The organism is Acidovorax sp. 35-64-16, from assembly GCF_002281195.1.
Lineage (GTDB): Bacteria > Pseudomonadota > Gammaproteobacteria > Burkholderiales > Burkholderiaceae_C > Acidovorax > Acidovorax defluvii.
This window is the reverse complement of sequence record NZ_NCFM01000020.1, coordinates 29,230-48,476: the sequence shown is the minus strand read 5'-3', so window position 1 is coordinate 48,476 and position 19,247 is coordinate 29,230. Positions and strand designations below refer to the sequence as shown.

Annotated in this window: 28 protein-coding genes and 1 tRNA gene; 5 read left to right on the top strand and 24 right to left on the bottom strand. The window is 59.5% G+C overall.

Annotated elements, in window-relative coordinates; translation table 11 throughout:
* The first annotated feature begins 122 nt into the window (after positions 1-122).
* The 4 genes from B7Y64_RS13115 (at position 123) to B7Y64_RS13100 (ending at position 1,984) form a co-directional block, all read left to right on the top strand.
* Positions 123-494: a TraR/DksA family transcriptional regulator gene (locus B7Y64_RS13115; protein ID WP_291323957.1), complete on the top strand. Its 372-nt coding sequence runs from the start codon at positions 123-125 to the stop codon at positions 492-494.
* Positions 495-538: 44 nt separating this feature from the next.
* Positions 539-913, top strand: a complete 375-nt coding sequence (locus tag B7Y64_RS13110; RefSeq protein ID WP_024813873.1) for a hypothetical protein — start codon at positions 539-541, stop codon at positions 911-913.
* A gap of 67 nt (positions 914-980) precedes the next feature.
* The gene (locus B7Y64_RS13105; protein ID WP_291323958.1) at positions 981-1,394 is read left to right on the top strand and encodes a VOC family protein; all 414 of its coding nucleotides are present in this window, start codon (positions 981-983) and stop codon (positions 1,392-1,394) included.
* Positions 1,391-1,984 carry a MarC family protein gene (locus B7Y64_RS13100; protein ID WP_024813871.1) on the top strand — a complete coding sequence of 198 codons (594 nt, stop codon included), beginning with the start codon at positions 1,391-1,393 and terminating at the stop codon, positions 1,982-1,984. Before B7Y64_RS13105 ends, B7Y64_RS13100 begins: the two co-directional genes overlap by 4 nt.
* Before the next feature lie 71 nt (positions 1,985-2,055).
* On the opposite strand, the gene B7Y64_RS13095 is transcribed toward B7Y64_RS13100, so the two are convergent.
* Positions 2,056-2,595 carry an Rrf2 family transcriptional regulator gene (locus B7Y64_RS13095; protein ID WP_114656435.1) on the bottom strand — a complete coding sequence of 180 codons (540 nt, stop codon included), beginning with the start codon at positions 2,593-2,595 and terminating at the stop codon, positions 2,056-2,058.
* Positions 2,596-2,744: 149 nt separating this feature from the next.
* Here B7Y64_RS13095 and nhaR point away from each other — a divergent pair, with 149 nt between their 5' ends.
* On the top strand, positions 2,745-3,641 hold the full coding sequence (gene nhaR / locus B7Y64_RS13090) for a transcriptional activator NhaR (RefSeq protein ID WP_291323959.1): 897 nt from the start codon (positions 2,745-2,747) through the stop codon (positions 3,639-3,641).
* 220 nt (positions 3,642-3,861) lie between these two features.
* Here nhaR and B7Y64_RS13085 read toward each other — a convergent pair whose 3' ends face one another.
* From B7Y64_RS13085 to B7Y64_RS12975, 23 genes are all read right to left on the bottom strand, one after another.
* Complete coding sequence (locus B7Y64_RS13085; protein WP_291323960.1) at positions 3,862-4,467, bottom strand: DUF2894 domain-containing protein; 606 nt, start codon at positions 4,465-4,467, stop codon at positions 3,862-3,864.
* Positions 4,460-5,119, bottom strand: coding sequence for an OmpA family protein (locus B7Y64_RS13080; protein ID WP_024813867.1), 660 nt, complete (start codon positions 5,117-5,119; stop codon positions 4,460-4,462). Before B7Y64_RS13080 ends, B7Y64_RS13085 begins: the two co-directional genes overlap by 8 nt.
* Positions 5,116-7,308, bottom strand: a complete 2,193-nt coding sequence (locus B7Y64_RS13075) for a DUF802 domain-containing protein (protein ID WP_291323961.1) — start codon at positions 7,306-7,308, stop codon at positions 5,116-5,118. Before B7Y64_RS13075 ends, B7Y64_RS13080 begins: the two co-directional genes overlap by 4 nt.
* Positions 7,305-8,075, bottom strand: a complete 771-nt coding sequence (locus tag B7Y64_RS13070; RefSeq protein ID WP_291323962.1) for a DUF3348 family protein — start codon at positions 8,073-8,075, stop codon at positions 7,305-7,307. Before B7Y64_RS13070 ends, B7Y64_RS13075 begins: the two co-directional genes overlap by 4 nt.
* 299 nt (positions 8,076-8,374) lie before the next feature.
* Positions 8,375-8,451: transfer RNA gene (locus tag B7Y64_RS13065), tRNA-Met, on the bottom strand.
* A 22-nt stretch (positions 8,452-8,473) separates the two neighbouring features.
* Complete coding sequence (rplQ, locus tag B7Y64_RS13060; RefSeq protein WP_114656430.1) at positions 8,474-8,866, bottom strand: 50S ribosomal protein L17; 393 nt, start codon at positions 8,864-8,866, stop codon at positions 8,474-8,476.
* A 90-nt stretch (positions 8,867-8,956) separates the two neighbouring features.
* A complete protein-coding gene (gene rpoA / locus B7Y64_RS13055; protein WP_007861735.1) occupies positions 8,957-9,949 on the bottom strand; it encodes a DNA-directed RNA polymerase subunit alpha in 993 nt (330 codons plus the stop codon).
* 110 nt (positions 9,950-10,059) lie between these two features.
* The gene (gene rpsD, locus B7Y64_RS13050) at positions 10,060-10,683 is read right to left on the bottom strand and encodes a 30S ribosomal protein S4 (RefSeq protein WP_024813863.1); all 624 of its coding nucleotides are present in this window, start codon (positions 10,681-10,683) and stop codon (positions 10,060-10,062) included.
* 90 nt (positions 10,684-10,773) lie between these two features.
* Positions 10,774-11,178: a 30S ribosomal protein S11 gene (gene rpsK, locus B7Y64_RS13045; RefSeq protein WP_024813862.1), complete on the bottom strand. Its 405-nt coding sequence runs from the start codon at positions 11,176-11,178 to the stop codon at positions 10,774-10,776.
* 16 nt (positions 11,179-11,194) lie between these two features.
* Entirely contained in the window at positions 11,195-11,560 is a 366-nt protein-coding gene (gene rpsM / locus B7Y64_RS13040; RefSeq protein WP_024813861.1) for a 30S ribosomal protein S13, read from the bottom strand.
* Positions 11,561-11,583: 23 nt separating this feature from the next.
* Complete coding sequence (rpmJ, locus tag B7Y64_RS13035; RefSeq protein WP_005793651.1) at positions 11,584-11,697, bottom strand: 50S ribosomal protein L36; 114 nt, start codon at positions 11,695-11,697, stop codon at positions 11,584-11,586.
* 147 nt (positions 11,698-11,844) lie between these two features.
* Positions 11,845-13,164 (bottom strand): preprotein translocase subunit SecY, encoded by a 1,320-nt coding sequence (gene secY / locus B7Y64_RS13030; protein WP_024813860.1) that lies wholly within the window; start codon positions 13,162-13,164, stop codon positions 11,845-11,847.
* Between the two features lie 24 nt (positions 13,165-13,188).
* The gene (gene rplO, locus B7Y64_RS13025; RefSeq protein ID WP_024813859.1) at positions 13,189-13,620 is read right to left on the bottom strand and encodes a 50S ribosomal protein L15; all 432 of its coding nucleotides are present in this window, start codon (positions 13,618-13,620) and stop codon (positions 13,189-13,191) included.
* Between the two features lie 10 nt (positions 13,621-13,630).
* Positions 13,631-13,813: a 50S ribosomal protein L30 gene (gene rpmD / locus B7Y64_RS13020; protein ID WP_111867256.1), complete on the bottom strand. Its 183-nt coding sequence runs from the start codon at positions 13,811-13,813 to the stop codon at positions 13,631-13,633.
* Between the two features lie 14 nt (positions 13,814-13,827).
* Positions 13,828-14,346, bottom strand: coding sequence for a 30S ribosomal protein S5 (rpsE, locus tag B7Y64_RS13015; protein WP_035240898.1), 519 nt, complete (start codon positions 14,344-14,346; stop codon positions 13,828-13,830).
* A gap of 17 nt (positions 14,347-14,363) precedes the next feature.
* A complete protein-coding gene (gene rplR / locus B7Y64_RS13010; RefSeq protein WP_035240896.1) occupies positions 14,364-14,729 on the bottom strand; it encodes a 50S ribosomal protein L18 in 366 nt (121 codons plus the stop codon).
* Between the two features lie 11 nt (positions 14,730-14,740).
* Positions 14,741-15,274 (bottom strand): 50S ribosomal protein L6, encoded by a 534-nt coding sequence (rplF, locus tag B7Y64_RS13005; protein WP_111867254.1) that lies wholly within the window; start codon positions 15,272-15,274, stop codon positions 14,741-14,743.
* Between the two features lie 25 nt (positions 15,275-15,299).
* Positions 15,300-15,695, bottom strand: a complete 396-nt coding sequence (rpsH, locus tag B7Y64_RS13000; RefSeq protein ID WP_008906523.1) for a 30S ribosomal protein S8 — start codon at positions 15,693-15,695, stop codon at positions 15,300-15,302.
* Positions 15,696-15,715: 20 nt separating this feature from the next.
* Positions 15,716-16,021 carry a 30S ribosomal protein S14 gene (gene rpsN, locus B7Y64_RS12995; protein ID WP_024813855.1) on the bottom strand — a complete coding sequence of 102 codons (306 nt, stop codon included), beginning with the start codon at positions 16,019-16,021 and terminating at the stop codon, positions 15,716-15,718.
* A gap of 8 nt (positions 16,022-16,029) precedes the next feature.
* Positions 16,030-16,569: a 50S ribosomal protein L5 gene (gene rplE / locus B7Y64_RS12990; RefSeq protein ID WP_024813854.1), complete on the bottom strand. Its 540-nt coding sequence runs from the start codon at positions 16,567-16,569 to the stop codon at positions 16,030-16,032.
* A gap of 9 nt (positions 16,570-16,578) precedes the next feature.
* A complete protein-coding gene (gene rplX, locus B7Y64_RS12985) occupies positions 16,579-16,899 on the bottom strand; it encodes a 50S ribosomal protein L24 (protein WP_024813853.1) in 321 nt (106 codons plus the stop codon).
* 9 nt (positions 16,900-16,908) lie between these two features.
* Positions 16,909-17,277 (bottom strand): 50S ribosomal protein L14, encoded by a 369-nt coding sequence (rplN, locus tag B7Y64_RS12980; RefSeq protein ID WP_024813852.1) that lies wholly within the window; start codon positions 17,275-17,277, stop codon positions 16,909-16,911.
* A gap of 205 nt (positions 17,278-17,482) precedes the next feature.
* Positions 17,483-19,075 carry a glycerol-3-phosphate dehydrogenase/oxidase gene (locus B7Y64_RS12975; RefSeq protein ID WP_291323963.1) on the bottom strand — a complete coding sequence of 531 codons (1,593 nt, stop codon included), beginning with the start codon at positions 19,073-19,075 and terminating at the stop codon, positions 17,483-17,485.
* Positions 19,076-19,247: the final 172 nt, after the last annotated feature.

Sequence of the window (19,247 nt, the reverse complement as noted above, 5' to 3'; positions counted from 1 at the left end):
AACTGCCCAAATGGGCCGCGCGAGAGGCATAAAAGTCCAAAAAACTGCGTCATCCAGGTTTGCGCGGAAATTTTCGACGGCTTGTTCAGCGTAGCCTTAGACCATTCCCAAGGAACCCTCGCATGGACCCCCATCTCGCCGCTCCCTTCCGCCAGCAACTGCTTGCACAGCAATCCGCGCTTTTGGCCCAGTTGGCAGAGCAACGGGGGGGCGTCATCGGCCGAGCCGAGGCCGCAGCGGTCCATTTTGGGCAGCCAGAAGATCCGCGTGCCCAGTTGGCCACTGAACGCGAGCTGGAATTTGCGCTGGACGAGCGCGAAACCGCCCACCTGGCCGCCGTGGTTGCGGCCCTCACACGCATCGAGGCCGGCACCTATGGCGAGTGCACCGATTGCGGTACCCATATCACCGCAGCCCGCCTGCACGCCACACCCGAGGCCGCGCGCTGCGTGCACTGCCAGGAAAAGGCCGAGCAGCACCGCCGGGCAGCCTGAGCAATCCTTTTTTCTCCACTTCTTTACTTCAAGAAAGCATTTTCATGAGCACTTTTCACGCCGTTGTCTGGATGGATCACTCCGAAGCCCATGTGGTGATGTTCGACCGCGAACACACCGAGGCACAGCGCATCAAATCCCGCAGCCACCACAAGCACCAGGGCAAGACAGAAGACCTCAGCCTGTTCTTTGCCGACATCGCCCAGGCCCTGTCGAACACGCATGAAGTGCTGCTGGCAGGCCCCGGCCTCGCGCGCAACCAGTTCCGCGACTGGTGCGCCAAGCACAACGCTGCAGTGGCCGGCGCGGTGGTGGACTCGGTCGCGGCAGACCATCCCTCGGACGCTCAGCTGGTGGCCATGGCGCGCCAGTACTTCAAGAAGTTTGACAACATGGCGTCCGACCCGTCGATGGCCTGAACCCGGCCAGCCTGGCGGGCCTGATCGGCCCCGCCAGGCCGGTGCCTTGGCTGCTATCCTTTGCAGGATGCGCAGCCTTTTTCATTTCGCCTTTCATGTCACCGACCTGGATGCGGCGCGACGCTTCTATGGCGGCGTGCTGGGTTGCCAGGAAGGCCGAAGCACCAACACCTGGGTGGACTTTGACTTCTTCGGTCACCAGATCTCACTGCATCTGGGCACACCATTCGCCACCGCCCGCACCGGCCATGTCGGCGACCACCTGGTGCCCATGCCCCACTTTGGCGCTATTTTGGAGTTGCCCGACTGGCATGCACTGGCTGCGCGCCTGCGTGCTGCCAACACGGCCTTTGTGCTGGAACCCCAGGTGCGCTTTGAGGGCCAGCCCGGCGAGCAGTGGACGATGTTCTTTCACGACCCGAGCGGCAACCCGATGGAAATCAAGGGCTTTCGTACACTGGCCGGGGTGTACGCGACATGAGCTACACCTTCGCGTCCGCCACGATCTTGCTGCTGCTGATCACCGATCCGCTGGGCAACATTCCCATTTTTGCCAACGCGCTGCGCGGGGTGGCACCCGAACGCCGGGCGCGGGTGATCCTGCGCGAGGTGCTGATAGCGTTTGCACTGCTGCTGGTGTTTTTATTCTTTGGCGCGCAGTTCCTGCGGGTGATGAACCTGAGTGATCTGTCTCTGCAGATCGCCGGGGCAGTGGTGCTTTTTCTGATCGCGCTGCGCATGATCTTCCCCCCCGACGCCGGACCTCCAACCGACCTGCCAGGCGAGCCGCTGATCGTGCCCTTGGCCATCCCTGCGCTCGCAGGCCCCTCCGCCATGGCCACCGTGATGCTGCTGGTGGCCCAGGCGCCCGAGCGAAAGATGGAATGGGTGGCCGCCCTGTGCGTGACCATGGCGGTGTGCGCGGTGGTGCTGCTACTGGCCGAGCGCATACAGCGCCTGGTGGGCGAACGCGTGGTGATGGCGTTTGAACGCCTGATGGGGCTGATCCTGGTGGCCATCTCGGTGGAGATGCTGATCCGCGGAATCAAGCAACTGGCGCATCAGCTGTAAATCCCGCGTCCTTGGGGACTGCACGCCCAGAGCATCCCGCGTGAATGCGGCGACCGAATCGCCGCGCAGGCCTATTTGCGGGCAAGGACCGGGAGAGCACCCAGCGCGAAGACCGAATTGGGCACTCCGGCACGGGCCATCAGCGGTGCGGGACGGCGCGCCAGTTTTGCACGGGCCACCACCGGTGACTCGACCCGTACGCCACGCGCCTGTTGCTCGGCCACCAGATCGCGCAGCGTGACAGACTGGAGGTATTCCAGAACCCGTGCATTGAACGCCGTGAAGAGCGAGCCGGTCATGGTCACCATTTGCGACGACCCGTTAGAGGCTGGCGCAGCCTCCTCACCTGGCTTGTGGTTCTCTACCGCCACCACGATGTCGGCAACCGACACCTGCTCGGGCTTGTGGGCCAGGGCATAGCCGCCGCCAGGCCCGCGTGTGCTGTCAACCAGCCCGGCCCGTTTGAGGGCGCTAAAAAGCTGCTCCAGATAAGACAGCGATGTCCCCTGGCGCGCACTGATCGTGGAGAGCGCAACGGGCCCGGTGTTCTGTCGCATTGCCAGGTCGGTCATCGCAGACACGGCAAGTTGGCCTCTGGTGGTAATTCGCATCTTCACTCCTTGTGAACATTGATACCTCCGAGCCCCGGGAAACCCTTTCCGGCTCGGTCCATGAAAACAATATAGCGGCTGAAACACTTCGCGTATATTCGTTTTATCGAGAAAAACAGTGCGGTTTTTTCGAACTATGGTGTTTCATCATGAACTTCAAGCATCTCAAATACTTCTGGACAGTTGCCAAGGCTGGCGGCGTGGTGCGCGCCGGCGAGCAACTGCACACCACGCCCCAGACGCTGTCAGGGCAAATCAAGCAGCTGGAGCAGTGGCTCGGTCACGACCTTTTTCGAAAGCGCGGCAGAGGGCTGGAGCTGACCAGCGAAGGGCGGGTTGCACTGGGCTACGCCGAGCAGATTTTTGCGCTGGGTGACGAGCTGGAAAAATCCGTCCGCCTGTCGCGCGACCAGGCAAAGACGCTGGAGTTTCGCGTGGGCATCGCCGATTCGGTGGCCAAGCCGGTGGCCTATCACTTGCTGGAACCGGCGCTGGGCCTGGCGGATCGCGTGCACATGATTTGCCACGAAGGAAAATTCCCGGAGCTGTTGGCCCAGCTCACCCTGCACCGCCTGGATCTGGTGATTGCAGACGAGCCTGTATCCCGGAAGGTGGGTGTCAAGGCCTTCAACCATGCCCTTGGGACCAGCGCCATGAGCTTCTTCTGCGCCCCTTCACTCGCGCGGCAACTCCACGGCCCCTTCCCGCAATGCCTTCATCGTGCACCCATGCTGATCCAGGGCCCCACGTCTTCCGTGCGCCAGCAACTCGATCACTGGTTCAACAAATACCAGCTCCAGCCGCTCATCGTCGGAGAGTTCGACGACAGCGCCCTCATGAATGCCTTTGGTCGGGAGGGTCGAGGCGTTTTCACCTCTCCCAGCGTTCTGGAGGACGAAACCATGGCGCAGTTCGGCGTGGAGATCGTGGGCAAGACATCCGAGCTGGTGGAGGAGTTCTTCGCCATCTCCGTCGAGCGCCGCATCACCCACCCCTGTGTTTCCGCCATCACCCGGGCCGCCAGGGCAAAGCTGTTTGCGCTGTAAGCGCGCTGCCCATAAACGGCATGAACAGTGCGACCCTGTGGGCGCGGCGTTCGGTGCGTTAAAAAGCTGCGGCCACCGAACTGCCAACTTGGTGATGGCGCCCGGGTACCAGTGCGCAAGGCGGGTTCGCTGCCCAACCTTGGCTGAAGAAACGGAGCGCGCGGCAGCATGACCAAACACGCAGGTCCGTGACCTTGCCTTGCCAAAAAACGCCGAAAACCTATTGCATCGACCGACTCTTGCGCACCGGCTTGGCCGTGGAGCTGTTGGCCTTGGCGCTTGCCTGCTCCAGCCACAGCAAGGAATCCATCTGCGACAGAAAACGGCGCAGGTAGTCGGGCGACAGGGACTGCATCAGGCTGAGTGAGCGCAGCATGAGCCTGTGCGAGTTGAGTGGCCCGGCATTCTCAGGCCCGCGGTGCAGCGCCTGTACCACCTGTTGCTCTGCAGAAATTTTTGACCAGACCTCAGTGAACTGGCGCACGCTCCTCAGGTCCGACAGGCTGGCGCCTTCGCTAGCGAGTTCGGTGCCTGCATCTGCTCGTGCGCGGGCATTCAGCTCGCGGTTCAGTTGCGCCAGAGCAGCGCCTGGAGCGGGCGCTGCGGACTTTGGAAGGCACGGGCTTTCCCCAACGATCAACGACCTGCGCCCGGCATAGGCTGCAACGGCCTCGCGCAACCGGCTCGCCAGCACCTGCTGCACCGCCGCGTGCTGGCCAGGCAAGCGCCGGGCCAGCACCTCCAGGTAATGAAACCGCGCGGGGTCGTAGTGATGTGCGCCCTCTGCCCGCAAGGACTCCAGGGTGGGCTCACTTGGCTCACTCATGGGCGATGGTTTTTGCGTTCGTGGCCCTGGGCACCGGGGCCATTTCCACGCGGCGGTTCTGCGCGCGGCCCTTTTCATCCGCGTTGTCGGCAACGGGTTGCTCGGCACCGAAGGCGGCAGCAAACACCTGCGAAGATGGCATCCCCTCGTCGATCAGGGCGCGTGCCACAGTGAGCGCCCGCTGGGCCGAGAGCTCCAGGTTGTCGGCAAAGCGCTGGTGGGGGACACGCAGCAACGTGGTGTTGTCGGTAAAGCCACTCACCATCAGCATTTCATCGCGTTCGCGAAGATACACCTGCAGCGGCTGCACCAGACTTTTAAGAAGCTGGCGGCCTTCTGGACGCAGCTCGTCAGAGCCTGCCGCAAACAGCACGCTGCCGCTGATGCCTATGCGGCCGTTGTTTACCGTGACCCGACCGCTGGCCAGCGGAATGGCAAGAGCCTTCTCCAGCGCCATGCGGCGCTGCTCTTCGATCTGGCGCTTTTCCACCTCCTGCTTAAGGCTTGCCACCAGATCAATCTGCACCACGAGTACGCCGACAAGGATCAACACAAACGCGCCGAGCAGACCCGCCATGAGGTCGCCAAAAACAGCCCATATCGGTGCGGTATGCGCCGTGTCATCGTCGAATGCTTCATCCAGGCCGGTCACGCATCGCCTCCCAAAGACGCCATGGCAGGCCGCCCCACACTGCCTTCACTACCGTGGAGCCTGCGCAGGTCTTCCACAATGCCCTGCTGCGCGCTGATGCTCAGGTCGATGACCTCACGGGCCTGTGCCACGTAGTAGGCCAGTTGTTCGTCGCTGCGGCTCATGGACTGCCCGATCGCCTGCTCAATGCTCTGCATGCTCTCCATGAGCTTTTCATTGCTGCCACTGAACAAGTCAACGCCACGGCTGAACGATTCTCCCAGGCTGGCCAACTCCACCGCACTGGCCGCCACATGTACGGCCACGTCGCCCACTGCGCCCGCCTGCTCCCGGAGTACCCGCCCAAACTGCTGACCCGCATGTTCGAGCGCCTGGACTGCGGACCCTGCCAGTGTCTCGACGGCTGCACGCTGTTGTATCGCGGCTTCGCTCACCGAGTTCAGCAGGGTTCCCAGCTGCGCCATCATGGCCGTGCGTTCTACCAGGGCAACGTTGTCACGCTCGCTCAGGCGGGTCATTTCCTCGCTCAGCTGCGTGATGACCACCGCCGCGGCCTGCGGCACATCTGCGGCCGTCTTCAGCAGGCGTGTGAGGGGCGCCTCCAGGGCCGAGCCCAGCATTGCCAGATGCTGCGCCACGGCAGCCTGCAGCGTGTCGAGCCGATCCACCGCTGCCTGCCCGCGCACGGCCTCTGCATCGCGCAGTGAATTCAGCTCGGTGCGCCACACGGCAGTCAGCTCATCCATGCGCTGGCCCTGGGTATGCACCCACTGGGCCTCGGTCTCGATGCGGGTGCGCAGGAGCGCATCCGATTGGTCCATCAAAGCAGCCGCACCGCCGATCGCACGGGTCACCTGCTCGGTCATTCGCTCGGTGATCTGCGCTGTCGTGGCCTCCAGGGCCTGGCATACGCCCTGTTGCTGCGCCGCCGTCTGGGCCCCTGCGCGCTGCCATTCGGCGCTGAGCGCGCTGGCCATGGTTTCCATGGAGCGGATCCAGCCGTCCAGGCGCTGCTGATCAAAGGCCAGCTGAGTCGCGTGCGATTGCACACCCAGTTCACGCAGCGACGCCACCAGGAAGTTGGAGCGCTCATCAAACGCTTTCGTTACCGACTGCAATGCGCCGCCCAGCTGCTCCACCAAGCCGCCCTGGGTTCGTGTGTAACTGTGCAAGGCTGTGGTCCATGTGTCGGCCACCCGGTGGGCCGTACCCTCCCATTGCGCAGTGAGCGCCTGCAACTGCACATCGGTGGTCTCGCGCAGGCGCTCGTGCGAGTGCTGGGCCTCCTGGGTCATGGCGGCCATCGCCTGCTCGACCACCTGACGGATCGCATCCCCGGCGCGGAGGGCATTGGTTTCAAGGCTCTCTTGCAAGGATGCCCCCACAGAGCTAGCCAGATGCGTGTAGGCCGAAGCGGCCTCGCGGTGAAACTCCTGCTGTTGGGCCAGCAAATGCTGGTTGAGCTGGTCATTGCGACGCTCCAGCCCTTGCATCAGGTCTTGCAGGCGCTCAGCAATCAGCGGCATGGCCTGCGCCTGCGTCTTGAATGCAAGAAGCATTTCATCACGCCGATGGGCTGCCGAGAATGGCCGGAACAGTGCAGGAACACGCGCGTCGAGCAGGCGCGCGGCCTCCAATCGCTCACGACGGCTCATGGCGGACAAGAGGCCCAGGATGGCCGATGCAGCGACCCCAGCGATGGAGGTGCCAAAGGAAAGACCAAGGCCCTGGATCGGAGCCGCCAGCGCAGAGCGAATCGACTCGAGGCTGGACGAGGTCTCCAGCGCAAACATGGCACCCTTGAATGTGATCACCATTCCCAGGAACGTGCCCAGCATGCCGAGCATGACCAGCAGGCCTACCAGATAGGGTGTGAGGGCTGGGCCGGGCAAGGCTACACGCTCGCCCTCTATGCGCTGACGCACTGGGCTGCGCAGTGAAGGAACAAGGCGGACCAGCCAGCCGTCCAGGTCCGCCAACGGCTCTGCGGGGTTAACAGCCAGCGCAGTGGTAAGGGACGCGGTGGTGGCCCGGAATTGCACCAGCTCATATGCACCCAGTACGTAAACGCCGCCAATCACCACCGTCATCACCAGCGCCAGAGAGCTAGACCCCACGAACCCCCAGCCCACCCAGGCCACTACAGCAAGGCCCGCCGCAAATAGGGAGGCCATCACGATCTTGTTCATTCCTGTTGTCCTGTTTTGTCGTTGCGTGCTGCCTCCAACAACCCGTAAATCGGCTGAAGGCGCGCCTGCATTTCGGCGAGTAGCAACGCCTGCAGATCCTGCTCAAAGGCCCACAGCCACCCACCGGACTGTCGCCAGCGCTGTGGGTCATCGGCCCGGCCGGTGGTTTGCAGCATCTTTTGGTGCTCTTTGTGCCGATACACCAGACGACGCTCCACATAGCCCGACAACATGGCCCACGCCCGCTGCTCCCGCGCGTGAAACATCTGCTCCATGACGGAATCCAGCATTGCGAGCTGCCGCACGCTGCGTGCTCCAGTCGACAGCCACTGCCGCATCTGCGCCCGCACGGCGCCCAGTTTTGCGTCCATGTATTTTTGTATGCCGAGATAGCGCTGCACTTGTGCGGCGAAGTCATCCCGCTTCCAGGAATCGGGACTGTCAATGGGCGTGCGGTCGACACGTGCACGCATCGGCTTCAAAGGAGCACCATGGCCCGTGATGAGCGCTATGACATCGGCTTTTGCCGCCTGCAAGACGGCGTCCATCGTGTCCGCATCCCCGGCCTGCGCAAGCGGCGCCACCTTGGCCGGCAAAGACTCAATGGCGTGCAATGCCCTGCTCACATGGATGGCATCCACCGCATCCACCCACAGGCTCAACTGCTCTGCCACATCCTGCTGTGACACCTGTTCGCCCTCGGACCCAGCCCATTGCTGAAGAAGCACAACAAGACTTGAACTGTTGAGTCGATGACGCAGATACATCCCGTGTAACCCAATGACCGTGCCAGCTCCCAATCAGGTTACAGGCGTTAAGAGACACGAGTCCCCCAATCGAGAAAGCGACATCTTTTGCAGAACCGCCTTGCTACGCTGACACGAGGCAATGGCTGAATACCGCACTTAAGTGGCTCCAAAGAGGAAATCACACCAGAGGTGTGGGTCATGCGACCATCTACCCTGTCCCCGCCCCTCTGCGACCAGGAGACAACATCAACTGTTGGCCCATAAACAAAAAAACCCACTGTTAAGTGGGCTTTTTTGATAGCGGAAACCGCCTATTTTGGTTGCGCGAGAAGGATTTGAACCTCCGACCTTTGGGTTATGAGCCCAACGAGCTACCAGACTGCTCCATCGCGCGGTAAGAATCAAATTATACCCTATTACTCAGCAGCTGCCGAATTATTTTCAGTTTCTGCAGCACGATCGACCAATTCGACCAACGCCATAGGTGCGTTGTCGCCCACGCGAAAACCCATCTTCAAGATACGGGTGTAGCCGCCAGGACGAGCATTGAAGCGGGGCCCCAGATCGTTGAACAACTTGGTAACGCTGTCACGGTCACGCAGGCGATTGAATGCAAGACGGCGGTTGGCAACAGAGTCTACCTTGGCCAGGGTGATCATGGGCTCGATCACCCGGCGCAATTCCTTGGCCTTGGGGACGGTCGTCTTGATGGCTTCATGTTCGATGAGCGAATTCATCATGTTCTGAAGCATCGCAAGGCGGTGCGAGCTGGTGCGGTTGAGTTTACGAAGGCCGTGTCCGTGGCGCATGGTGCTTTCCTTTTACTTGATTAAATCAGGCAGCCGTATCAGGTACTGCCCGAGGCACTGTTCCCAGCAAGGGGAATCGAAAATTATAACTTAACGCTTATCCAAACCAGCAGGCGGCCAGTTTTCAAGCTTCATACCGAGCGTAAGACCGCGCGACGCCAGCACTTCCTTGATCTCGTTGAGCGACTTGCGACCCAAATTGGGGGTCTTGAGCAACTCGTTTTCGGTACGCTGGATCAGGTCACCGATGTAGTAGATGTTCTCGGCCTTCAGGCAGTTGGCAGAGCGAACAGTCAACTCCAGCTCATCAACAGGACGCAACAGGATAGGATCGAACGTTGCGTTGCCGCGAGGGCCTGCAGGTGCGTCAAATGCAGCCAGTTCACCACCTTCCAGCTGCGCGAATACCGCCAACTGCTCCACCAAGATCTTGGCCGATGCGCGCACTGCGTCTTCGGCAGTAATGGCACCGTTGGTTTCGATCTCGACAACCAGTTTGTCCAGGTCCGTACGTTGCTCGACACGAGCGCTTTCTACGGTGTAGCTGACACGCTTCACGGGCGAGAACGACGCATCCAGAACGATCCGGCCAATAGACTTGGTCGATTCGTCGGCATAGCGACGCAAATTGCCCGGCACGTAGCCGCGGCCCTTCTCGACCTTGATCTGCATGTCCAGTTTGCCACCTGCGGACAGAGTGGCGATCACGTGATCAGGGTTGACGATTTCCACGTCATGCGGTGTCTGGATATCACGTGCAGTGACAACACCTTCACCGTCTTTGCGCAGGCTCAGCGTCACTTCATCACGGTTGTGCAGTTTGAACACGACACCCTTGAGGTTCAGCAGGATATTGACCACATCCTCTTGAACACCATCGATGGACGAGTACTCATGCAGAACGCCTGCGATAGTGACTTCCGTCGCTGCGTAACCCACCATGGACGAGAGCAGGACACGCCGAATGGCGTTGCCCAATGTGTGACCATAGCCACGTTCGAACGGCTCAAGCGCTACCTTGGCACGGTTGTGGCCAAGCTGTTCGACATTAATCGCCTTGGGTTTCAGCAAATTGGTTTGCATGCAACTTCCTCTCAATACCCCCAGCTCGTTACACCGGTAAGGCTGGTGAAGCGCCTAAACCGCGATGCCTCGCGGTTCAGGGACGGTTTCTCAAAATACGTATCGGGCGATTAGCGCGAATACAACTCAACGATCAGGGATTCGTTGATGTCGGCACCAAACTCATCACGATCAGGCACCTTCTTGAAGATACCTTCAGCCTTTTCGGCATTGACATCCACCCATGCCGGCATGCCAACCTGGGCCGCCAGCTGAAGGGCTTCAACAATGCGGTTTTGCTTCTTGGACTTTTCACGCACTGCCACCACGTCGCCTGTCTTCACCAGATACGAAGCGATGTTGACCGACTTGCCGTTCACCGTGATCGCCTTGTGGGAAACCAGCTGACGCGCTTCAGCGCGGGTCGAACCGAAGCCCATGCGATAGACCACGTTATCGAGACGCGATTCGAGCAGGAACAGCAAGTTGGCGCCGGTATTACCCTTGCGGCCTTCAGCGGCTTCGAAGTAGCGGCGGAATTGTTTTTCCAGCACGCCGTACATGCGCTTGACCTTCTGCTTTTCACGCAGTTGCAGGCCGTAGTCAGAGGTACGAGCGCCAGAGGTGCGGCCATGCTGACCAGGCTTGGAGTCGAACTTGGACTTGTCCGCAATCGAGCGACGTGCGCTCTTGAGGAACAGGTCGGTGCCTTCACGGCGAGAGAGTTTGGCCTTGGGGCCGAGGTAACGTGCCACTTGAGCTTCCTTTGTGTCATCTGCCGCAAACAATTGCGGGAGCCGCCTGAGGCGCTTGCGCGTTCTCAGGCGGCGGTGGGCTTAGAGAGATTAGATACGACGACGCTTTTGAGGGCGACAACCGTTGTGAGGCACCGGTGTCACATCAGAGATCGACGTGATACGGATACCCAGTGCGCCCAGAGCGCGCACCGACGATTCACGACCTGGACCGGGACCCTTGATTTCAACATCAAGGTTCTTGATACCCTGGTCGATGGCTGCGCGACCCGCCACTTCCGAAGCCACCTGGGCTGCGAAGGGGGTGGACTTGCGCGAGCCCTTGAAACCCTGGCCACCGGACGATGCCCACGACAATGCATTGCCCTGGCGGTCGGTGATGGTGATGATGGTGTTGTTGAACGAAGCGTGCACGTGTGCAACGCCGTCCGACACGTTCTTGCGAACTTTCTTGCGTACGCGCTGCGCTGCGTTATTGGCAGGTGATTTAGCCATATTGATCTTTCAATCTTTATTTCTTCAGTGCCGCTGCGCCCTTGCGCGGACCCTTGCGAGTGCGAGCATTGGTACGGGTACGCTGGCCACGCATTGGCAGGCCACGGCGATGACGAAAACCACGGTAGCAACCAATGTCCATCAGTCGCTTGATATTCATCGTGGTTTCACGGCGCAGGTCACCTTCAATGGTGAACTGCTCAATTTGCTCGCGAATTTTTTCCAGATCGCTATCAGAAAGATCTTTGATCTTCTTGCTGTAAGCGATACCAGTTGCTTCGCAAATTTTGCGAGCGCGGGTGCGTCCAATGCCAAAGATAGCGGTCAGACCGATTTCCGTGTGCTTGTGCGGCGGAATGTTAATGCCAGCGATACGTGCCATATGCGTCCTCTAATACTTTCCAATCAACCTTGGCGCTGCTTGTGACGCAGATCCGTGCAGATCACGCGCACCACACCCTTGCGGCGGATGATCTTGCAGTTGCGGCAGATTTTTTTGACCGAAGCCGAAACTCTCATTGCATTCTCCTAAAACTATTCCATCCGTCCCGGCTGCTTTGCACGGAACACAATTTGTGCCCGCGAAAAATCGTGGGGCGCCAACTCTACCGATATCCAGCTCTTTACAGGCAGCGTCGCCATGAAAGCACGCTGCCTTCCTAATCATCAACTGCCTGCGTTGCCTTTGAAATTGGCCTTCTTGAGCAGCGACTCATATTGTTGCGACATCATGTAGTTCTGAACCTGGGACATGAAGTCCATGGTTACAACCACAATGATCAACAGTGATGTTCCACCGAAGTAGAACGGAACGTTGTACTTCAAGATCAGGAACTCTGGCAGCAAACACACGAAGGTGATGTAGACAGCGCCCGCCAAAGTCAGGCGAACCAGAATCTTGTCGATGTAACGGGCGGTTTGCTCCCCCGGACGAATGCCTGGAATGAACGCACCACTCTTCTTCAAATTGTCCGCAGTTTCACGGCTGTTGAATACGAGTGCCGTGTAAAAGAAACAGAAGAAGATGATCGCGGTGGCATAAAACATCACATAAATGGGCTGACCAGGAGTCAATGCACCCGAGATGTCTTTCAACCAGCGCATGGATTCACCCGCACTAAACCAGTTCACCACCGTTGCCGGCAGCAAGATGATCGAGGACGCAAAGATCGGAGGTATCACGCCGGCCATATTCAGCTTCAAGGGCAAGTGCGACGACTGACCGCCGTAAACCTTGTTACCAACCTGCCGACGAGCGTAATTCACCAAGATCTTTCTTTGACCACGCTCCACAAACACCACGAAGTAAGTCACCAGACCCACAACAATGACAATGAAGATCGCCGCCAAAATGCTCATTGCACCCGTGCGAACCAGTTCCAGAAGACCTCCGATCGAACTCGGCAACCCTGCAGCGATACCTGCAAAAATCAGGATCGAAATCCCGTTACCCAGTCCTCGCTCGGTTATCTGCTCACCCAGCCACATCAGAAACATAGTGCCGGCCGTCAGGCTGACCACCGCAGTCATGCGGAAGCCGAAACCCGGATTCAGCACCAGACCTGCAGAGCTTTCGAGCGCGACGGCAATGCCCAGGGACTGAAACAGGGCCAAGCCCAATGTGCCGTAACGTGTGTACTGAGTGATCTTTCTGCGACCGGCTTCGCCCTCCTTCTTCAGCTGCTCAAACGTGGGAACCACGTAAGTCATCAGCTGCATGATGATCGATGCCGAAATATACGGCATGATCCCCAGAGCGAAGACCGTGAAGCGAGAAAGCGCGCCACCCGAGAACATGTTGAACAGGTTCAGGATTCCGCCTTGCTGGCCACTGAACAGCTGCTGGAGTTGAGCTGGATCGATACCTGGCACAGGGATATGAGCCCCTATGCGATACACGACCAGCGCAAGCAACAGAAAAACCAAGCGACGACGCAGATCGCCGAACTTACCGGTCTTTGCAATTTGAGCCGCGCTAGTAGCCACAGATGTCTTCCTTCAGAGCCACACTCAGGCGACGCTGCCGCCAGCAGCTTCGATAGCTGCCTTGGCACCGGCCGTTGCGCCCACACCGTTCAGCTTTACAGCCTTGGTGAGAGCACCACTCTTGATCACCTTGACGACCTTGGCCAGCTCGCCCACGAGGCCAGCTTGCTTGAGAGCCAAGACGTCCACTTCGGCCAGGCCGAGTTGGTCTAGAGCAGTCAGTGTCACTTCTGCGTTGAACTTGAGCAGATGCGATTTGAAACCGCGCTTTGGCAGACGGCGCTGCAAAGGCATTTGACCGCCTTCGAAACCCACCTTGTGGTAACCACCCGAACGCGACTTTTGACCCTTGTGACCACGGCCAGCGGTCTTGCCCAGACCGGAGCCGATACCACGGCCTACGCGGCGCTTGGCATGCTTGGCGCCGTCTGCGGGCTTGATGCTATTGAGTTCCATGATCTATCTCTCAGAGGATTTTGACCAGGTAGCTGATCTTGTTAATCATGCCGCGCACTTCAGGCGAGTCCTGCAGTTCGCTGACACTGTTCAGCTTGCGCAGGCCCAGGCCACGAACAGTGGCGCGGTGCGATTCCTTGGTGCCAATCGGGCTGCGCACCAGTTGAATCTTGACGGTTTGTTGCGTTGTCATATTCAAGCTCCGGTTCAGGCGAAGATATCTTCGACTGTCTTGCCGCGCTTGGCTGCCACATTCGACGGGGTGGTCGAATTGACGAGCGCGTCAAACGTTGCACGGACCATGTTGTACGGGTTCGATGAACCATGGCTCTTGGCCACGATGTCGGTGATGCCCACAACTTCAAAAACAGCGCGCATAGGGCCGCCAGCGATGATGCCGGTACCCTTGGGTGCCGGATGGAGTTCCACCGATGCTGCACCGTGATGGCCCTTCACCGAGTGGTGAATGGTGCCGCTCTTGAGCGCAACCTTCACCAGATTGCGACGGCATTCTTCCATCGCCTTCTGCACAGCTGCGGGCACTTCCTTGGATTTGCCCTTGCCCATGCCCACGCGGCCATCGCCGTCGCCAACCACCGTCAGTGCAGCGAAACCGAGAATACGGCCACCCTTCACGACTTTGGTCACGCGGTTCACCGCGATCATTTTTTCGCGCAGACCGTCGTCCTGGCCTTCGCTCTGCACCTTGGGTTGAAATTTAGCCATTTTTAATTCCGTTCCGCTTAGAACTGCAGACCTGCTTCACGGGCTGCATCGGCCAAAGCCTTGACGCGTCCGTGGTACGCAAAACCTGCGCGATCAAATGCAACCTTCTCGACACCAGCAGCCTTTGCTTTTTCAGCAATACGCTTGCCAATAGCCTGGGCTGCAGCGGCATTGCCACCCTTGCCCGAACCGCCCAGCGACTTGCGCACATCGGCTTCGGCCGTGGACGCACTTGCAAGCACCTTGCTGCCGTCGCCGGAAATCACACTGGCGTAGATATGGAGGTTCGTACGATTCACGGTCAAACGCGCCACGCCTTGCTGTGCAATGCGGATGCGCGTCTGACGCGAACGACGAAGACGCTGCTCTTTCTTTGTCAACATTTTGCAGCTCCTTATTTCTTCTTGGTCTCTTTGATCGTGATCTTTTCGTCCGCATAGCGGATACCCTTGCCCTTATAGGGCTCAGGTGGACGAACAGCACGAATCTCGGCAGCAATCTGACCTACGCGCTGGCGGTCTGCGCCCTTGACGACCACTTCCGTGGGCGTGGGGGTTGCAACCGTAATGCCGGCGGGCATGTCAAAATTCACAGGGTGCGAATAACCGACCGTCAGGTTCAGGCGAGCACCGGAAGCAGCAGCTTTGTAGCCCACGCCCACCAGGCTCAGCTTCTTTTCGAAACCCTTGCTAACACCGACCACCATGTTGTTGACCAACTGGCGAATCGTGCCGCTCATAGCATTTGCTTCGCGGGACTCGTTAGCCGGCTCAAAGCTGAGCTTGCCGTCATTGCTAGACACCTTCACCAGCACATTTTGTGCAAGCGAAAGCGCACCACCAGAACCCTTGACAGAGATCTGGTCATCTTTCACGGACACATCCACGCCTGCGGGGATGGTCACGGGCATTTTTCCTACTCGGGACATTTCAGTTTCTCCTCAATGCCGCGGGTTAGGCCACGTAGCAGAGCACTTCACCACCGACACCGGTAGCACGCGCTTTGCGATCAGTCATCACGCCCTTGGGAGTCGTGACGATTGCCACACCCAGACCGTTCATGACTTGTGGAATGGAATCACGGCCTTTGTAGACACGCAGTCCGGGGCGGCTGACGCGCTCGATGCGCTCAATCACGGGACGGCCTGCGTAGTACTTCAGGGCGATTTCAAGTTCGGACTTGCCAGCTTCCGTTTTCACCTGGAAGCCGTCGATATAACCCTCGTCCTTCAACACCTGGGCGATGGCAATCTTCACTTTGGAAGAAGGCACCAGCACCGTGGCCTTGGCGACCATTTGTGCGTTACGAATGCGGGTCAGCAAGTCAGCGATAGGATCACTCATGCTCATGTTGTATCTCTCCTGCCTGCTTACCAGCTGGCCTTGGTGACACCGGGGATGTCGCCTGCAAAAGCCAGTTCGCGAATCTTGGCGCGGGCCAGACCGAATTGACGGAATGTTCCACGTGGGCGACCGGTGATTGCGCAACGGTTACGCTGACGCGTAGGGTTTGCATTGCGTGGGAGCTTTTGCAGGCCCAGACGGGCTGCATCGCGCTCTTCGTCGCTGCGCTTGGCATCGCCAGCAATCGCCTTCAGTTCCGCATACTTGGTTGCGTACTTGGCTGCCAATTTTTCGCGCTTCAGTTCGCGCTGGATCAAAGCTACTTTAGCCATGCTTCGCCTCAGTTCTTGAACGGGAAACGGAAACCAGCGAGAAGCGCCTTGGCTTCTTCGTCGGACTTGGCCGTCGTGGTGATGCTGATATTGAGACCGCGCAAGGCATCAACCTTGTCGTATTCAATTTCAGGGAAAATGATCTGCTCTTTAACGCCGATGTTGTAGTTGCCGCGGCCATCGAAGGCGCGACCAGAGATACCACGGAAGTCACGAACGCGGGGCAGTGCCACGGTCACGAAACGGTCCAGGAACTCATACATCTGCACGCCGCGCAGCGTAACCATGCAACCAATGGCCTGGCCTTCACGGATCTTGAAACCAGCGATAGCCTTCTTGGCCTTGGTCACCACGGGTTTTTGACCAGCGATTTTGGTCAAGTCTGCCACAGCGTTGTCCATCACCTTCTTGTCCGAGACCGCCTCGCTCACACCCATATTGAGCGTGATCTTGGTCAGCCGGGGAACCTGCATCGGCGATGTGTAGCCAAACTGCTTCATCAGTTCGGGAGCGACTTTGTCGCGGTAAATTTCTTGCAGTCGTGCCATGTTTACCCCTTAGGCCGCCTTGATTTCAGCGCCGCTGGACTTGAACACGCGAACGCGTGCACCGTCAGCCTGCACCTTGATGCCTACGCGATCAGCCTTACCGGTGGCGGCATTGAAAATGGCCACGTTAGACTGATGAATGGGCATGGACTTCTCAACGATGCCACCCGTCAAACCCTTCATGGGATTTGGCTTGGCGTGCTTCTTGACGAGATTGATGCCGTCGATGACCAAATACGAGTCATCCTTGCGCAGCGACACCGTGCCGCGCTTGCCCTTATCGCGCCCTGTCAGCACGATGACTTCGTCGCCCTTGCGAATCTTGTTCATGGCGCGTCCTTAGAGAACTTCAGGAGCCAGGGACACGATCTTCATGAACTTCTCGGTACGCAGTTCACGCGTCACGGGTCCAAAGATGCGGGTGCCGATAGGCTCCAACTTTGCATTCAGCAACACCGCAGCGTTGCCATCGAACTTAACGAGCGAGCCATCGCCACGACGAATACCCTTCGCCGTACGCACCACCACCGCGCTATAGACCTCGCCTTTTTTGACGCGACCACGCGGAGCAGCTTCTTTAACGCTCACTTTGATGATATCGCCAACGCTTGCATAACGACGCTTCGAGCCACCCAGCACCTTGATGCAAAGGACGGACTTAGCGCCGGTATTGTCGGCAACCTCTAACCGAGATTCTGTCTGGATCATTTCAATATTCCCAACTTGCACCAGAAGACAACAGCCCCAGAGAACTTCTCAAGGGCTGCAAATCAGCCAGTCAGTCTTGGGCCCGTCGTCCGCACCGCAAACCATTTGCAGCACTTCCCGCTGGGCAGAAACTTCACGTAGGAAACGCGAAGCCTTTGATTATTGCCAAAGTGTTCTGGAAAGTCAAGCGCCCCGCGTGCCACATTCACGCAGGCACGTGCAAATACTGTTGTGCCAACGTCAAAAAGGCATCGAGGCGGGGATCGGCGCGCAGTTCTTCCCGCAGAACATCCGCCACGGCGGGCGCCAAGGCGATGGCCTTGCGGGCATCCAAGAACAACATACGCGAACGGCGCGCCAGGACGTCCTCCACCGTGCAGGCGTACTCGTAGCGGGCTGCAAACCGCACCATGGCAACCGTCAGCCCCCCGCCCAGATCGGTCTGCGCCCCGGGAATGCCCAACACGGCGGCGGCTTCGCTTCCGTAAGAGTGCAGACCCTGCGCGTCGCTGATGCGGTGCTTTACCGGCTCTTTCGGGGTGCCAATCAAGGGCAGATGGTTGGTCACACCGGCCGGTTTCTCAGGAAGAAGCCCGGTGCTGAAGCATTTTTGCAACACATCCTCGGCCATCGCGCGGTACGTGGTCCATTTGCCACCGGTCACCGTGACCAGGCCACTGCGGCTGGCCAGCACGGTGTGCTCGCGGCTGAGGCTCTTGGTGTTGTCACCGTCGTCGTCCTGAGGCTTCACCAGAGGACGCAGGCCCACCCAGATGCTTCGGATGTCTTCAACCCTGGGGGCACGTGTGAGGTAGCGCGCCGATTCTTCCAGAATGAATTTGACTTCCTCGTTGAAGGGCTGGGGCTCCCTCACGATGTCCTGGCGAGGGCTGTCCGTGGTGCCCAGAATGAGCTTGCCCAACCAAGGGACGGCAAACAGAACACGCCCGTCCGCCGTTTTGGGCACCATCAAAGCGTGGTCAGACGGCAGAAATTCGCGGTCCACCACGATATGAACACCCTGACTCGGCGCCACGATGGGCTTGACGGGCCGGCCGATGGCCTCGCCGTCCATCTGGCGCAGGGTGTCTACCCAAACGCCTGTGGCATTGACCACGGTGCGGGCGCGCACGGTGAACTGCTGGCCGCTGTCGGTATCCTCACACACAAAACCAGCGACTTTCCCGCCCTCATGCACCAGCGCCGTGGCGGGGCAGTAATTGACGACCAGGGCCCCCAGGCTGGCGGCCGTGCGTGCCAGGGCCAGCGCCAGGCGGGCATCGTCAAACTGCCCGTCCCAGTATTTGACGCCCCCCTTGAGGCCGTCAGCACGTGCCGTTGGCAGGCACTCCAGCGTGCGCGCGCGTCCCAGGAACTCCGTAGCACCCAGCCCGGCCTTGCCCGCCAGCGCGTCGTACATCTTGAGCCCGATACCGTAAAACGGCGTCTCCCAGAAGTGGTACGACGGCATCACAAACGGCAGGGGCTGGGCCAGGTGGGGCGCGTTGTTCAGCAGCGTGGTGCGCTCGTGCAACGCTTCGCGCACCAGCGCGATGTTGCCCTGGGCGAGGTAGCGAACACCACCGTGCACCAGCTTGGTCGCGCGGGACGAGGTGCCCTTGGCAAAGTCGTGCGAATCCACCAGAACCACACTGAACCCCCGCGCAGCCGCGTCCAGCGCCACCCCCAGACCGGTCGCCCCTCCGCCGATCACTGCCAGGTCATATTGGTGGGGCTGGGCAAGCCGTGCGAGAAGGTCGGCGCGCCGGGTGGGCAGGGGAGCAGAGGGAGTGGTCATGGGAGGGATTGTCCATGGACGGGACCAAAATTTAAGGGTTTACCCTTAAATTGTTGACGTTTCCGGGGTGAAATCCGCCCGCGACCGACAGAGCCGCGCACGAACTGGAGCGAAAAAGGCAGCCAGAGACCTTGTGGGTCCGGGCTGCCGAAAAAACTGTCACAGCGCAACA

Excerpts from the sequence above, each read along its gene's own strand:
- B7Y64_RS13115 (WP_291323957.1), top strand. The coding sequence starts at position 123 with ATGGACCCCCATCTCGCCGCTCCCTTCCGCCAGCAACTGCTTGCACAG.
- B7Y64_RS13110 (WP_024813873.1), top strand. The coding sequence starts at position 539 with ATGAGCACTTTTCACGCCGTTGTCTGGATGGATCACTCCGAAGCCCAT.
- B7Y64_RS13105 (WP_291323958.1), top strand. The coding sequence starts at position 981 with ATGCGCAGCCTTTTTCATTTCGCCTTTCATGTCACCGACCTGGATGCG.
- B7Y64_RS13100 (WP_024813871.1), top strand. The coding sequence starts at position 1,391 with ATGAGCTACACCTTCGCGTCCGCCACGATCTTGCTGCTGCTGATCACC.
- B7Y64_RS13095 (WP_114656435.1), bottom strand. The coding sequence starts at position 2,595 with ATGCGAATTACCACCAGAGGCCAACTTGCCGTGTCTGCGATGACCGAC.
- nhaR (WP_291323959.1), top strand. The coding sequence starts at position 2,745 with ATGAACTTCAAGCATCTCAAATACTTCTGGACAGTTGCCAAGGCTGGC.
- B7Y64_RS13085 (WP_291323960.1), bottom strand. The coding sequence starts at position 4,467 with ATGAGTGAGCCAAGTGAGCCCACCCTGGAGTCCTTGCGGGCAGAGGGC.
- B7Y64_RS13075 (WP_291323961.1), bottom strand. The coding sequence starts at position 7,308 with ATGAACAAGATCGTGATGGCCTCCCTATTTGCGGCGGGCCTTGCTGTA.
- B7Y64_RS13070 (WP_291323962.1), bottom strand. The coding sequence starts at position 8,075 with ATGTATCTGCGTCATCGACTCAACAGTTCAAGTCTTGTTGTGCTTCTT.
- rplQ (WP_114656430.1), bottom strand. The coding sequence starts at position 8,866 with ATGCGCCACGGACACGGCCTTCGTAAACTCAACCGCACCAGCTCGCAC.
- rpoA (WP_007861735.1), bottom strand. The coding sequence starts at position 9,949 with ATGCAAACCAATTTGCTGAAACCCAAGGCGATTAATGTCGAACAGCTT.
- rpsK (WP_024813862.1), bottom strand. The coding sequence starts at position 11,178 with ATGGCTAAATCACCTGCCAATAACGCAGCGCAGCGCGTACGCAAGAAA.
- rpsM (WP_024813861.1), bottom strand. The coding sequence starts at position 11,560 with ATGGCACGTATCGCTGGCATTAACATTCCGCCGCACAAGCACACGGAA.
- rpmJ (WP_005793651.1), bottom strand. The coding sequence starts at position 11,697 with ATGAGAGTTTCGGCTTCGGTCAAAAAAATCTGCCGCAACTGCAAGATC.
- rplO (WP_024813859.1), bottom strand. The coding sequence starts at position 13,620 with ATGGAACTCAATAGCATCAAGCCCGCAGACGGCGCCAAGCATGCCAAG.
- rpmD (WP_111867256.1), bottom strand. The coding sequence starts at position 13,813 with ATGACAACGCAACAAACCGTCAAGATTCAACTGGTGCGCAGCCCGATT.
- rpsE (WP_035240898.1), bottom strand. The coding sequence starts at position 14,346 with ATGGCTAAATTTCAACCCAAGGTGCAGAGCGAAGGCCAGGACGACGGT.
- rplR (WP_035240896.1), bottom strand. The coding sequence starts at position 14,729 with ATGTTGACAAAGAAAGAGCAGCGTCTTCGTCGTTCGCGTCAGACGCGC.
- rplF (WP_111867254.1), bottom strand. The coding sequence starts at position 15,274 with ATGTCCCGAGTAGGAAAAATGCCCGTGACCATCCCCGCAGGCGTGGAT.
- rpsH (WP_008906523.1), bottom strand. The coding sequence starts at position 15,695 with ATGAGCATGAGTGATCCTATCGCTGACTTGCTGACCCGCATTCGTAAC.
- rpsN (WP_024813855.1), bottom strand. The coding sequence starts at position 16,021 with ATGGCTAAAGTAGCTTTGATCCAGCGCGAACTGAAGCGCGAAAAATTG.
- rplE (WP_024813854.1), bottom strand. The coding sequence starts at position 16,569 with ATGGCACGACTGCAAGAAATTTACCGCGACAAAGTCGCTCCCGAACTG.
- rplX (WP_024813853.1), bottom strand. The coding sequence starts at position 16,899 with ATGAACAAGATTCGCAAGGGCGACGAAGTCATCGTGCTGACAGGGCGC.
- rplN (WP_024813852.1), bottom strand. The coding sequence starts at position 17,277 with ATGATCCAGACAGAATCTCGGTTAGAGGTTGCCGACAATACCGGCGCT.
- B7Y64_RS12975 (WP_291323963.1), bottom strand. The coding sequence starts at position 19,075 with ATGACCACTCCCTCTGCTCCCCTGCCCACCCGGCGCGCCGACCTTCTC.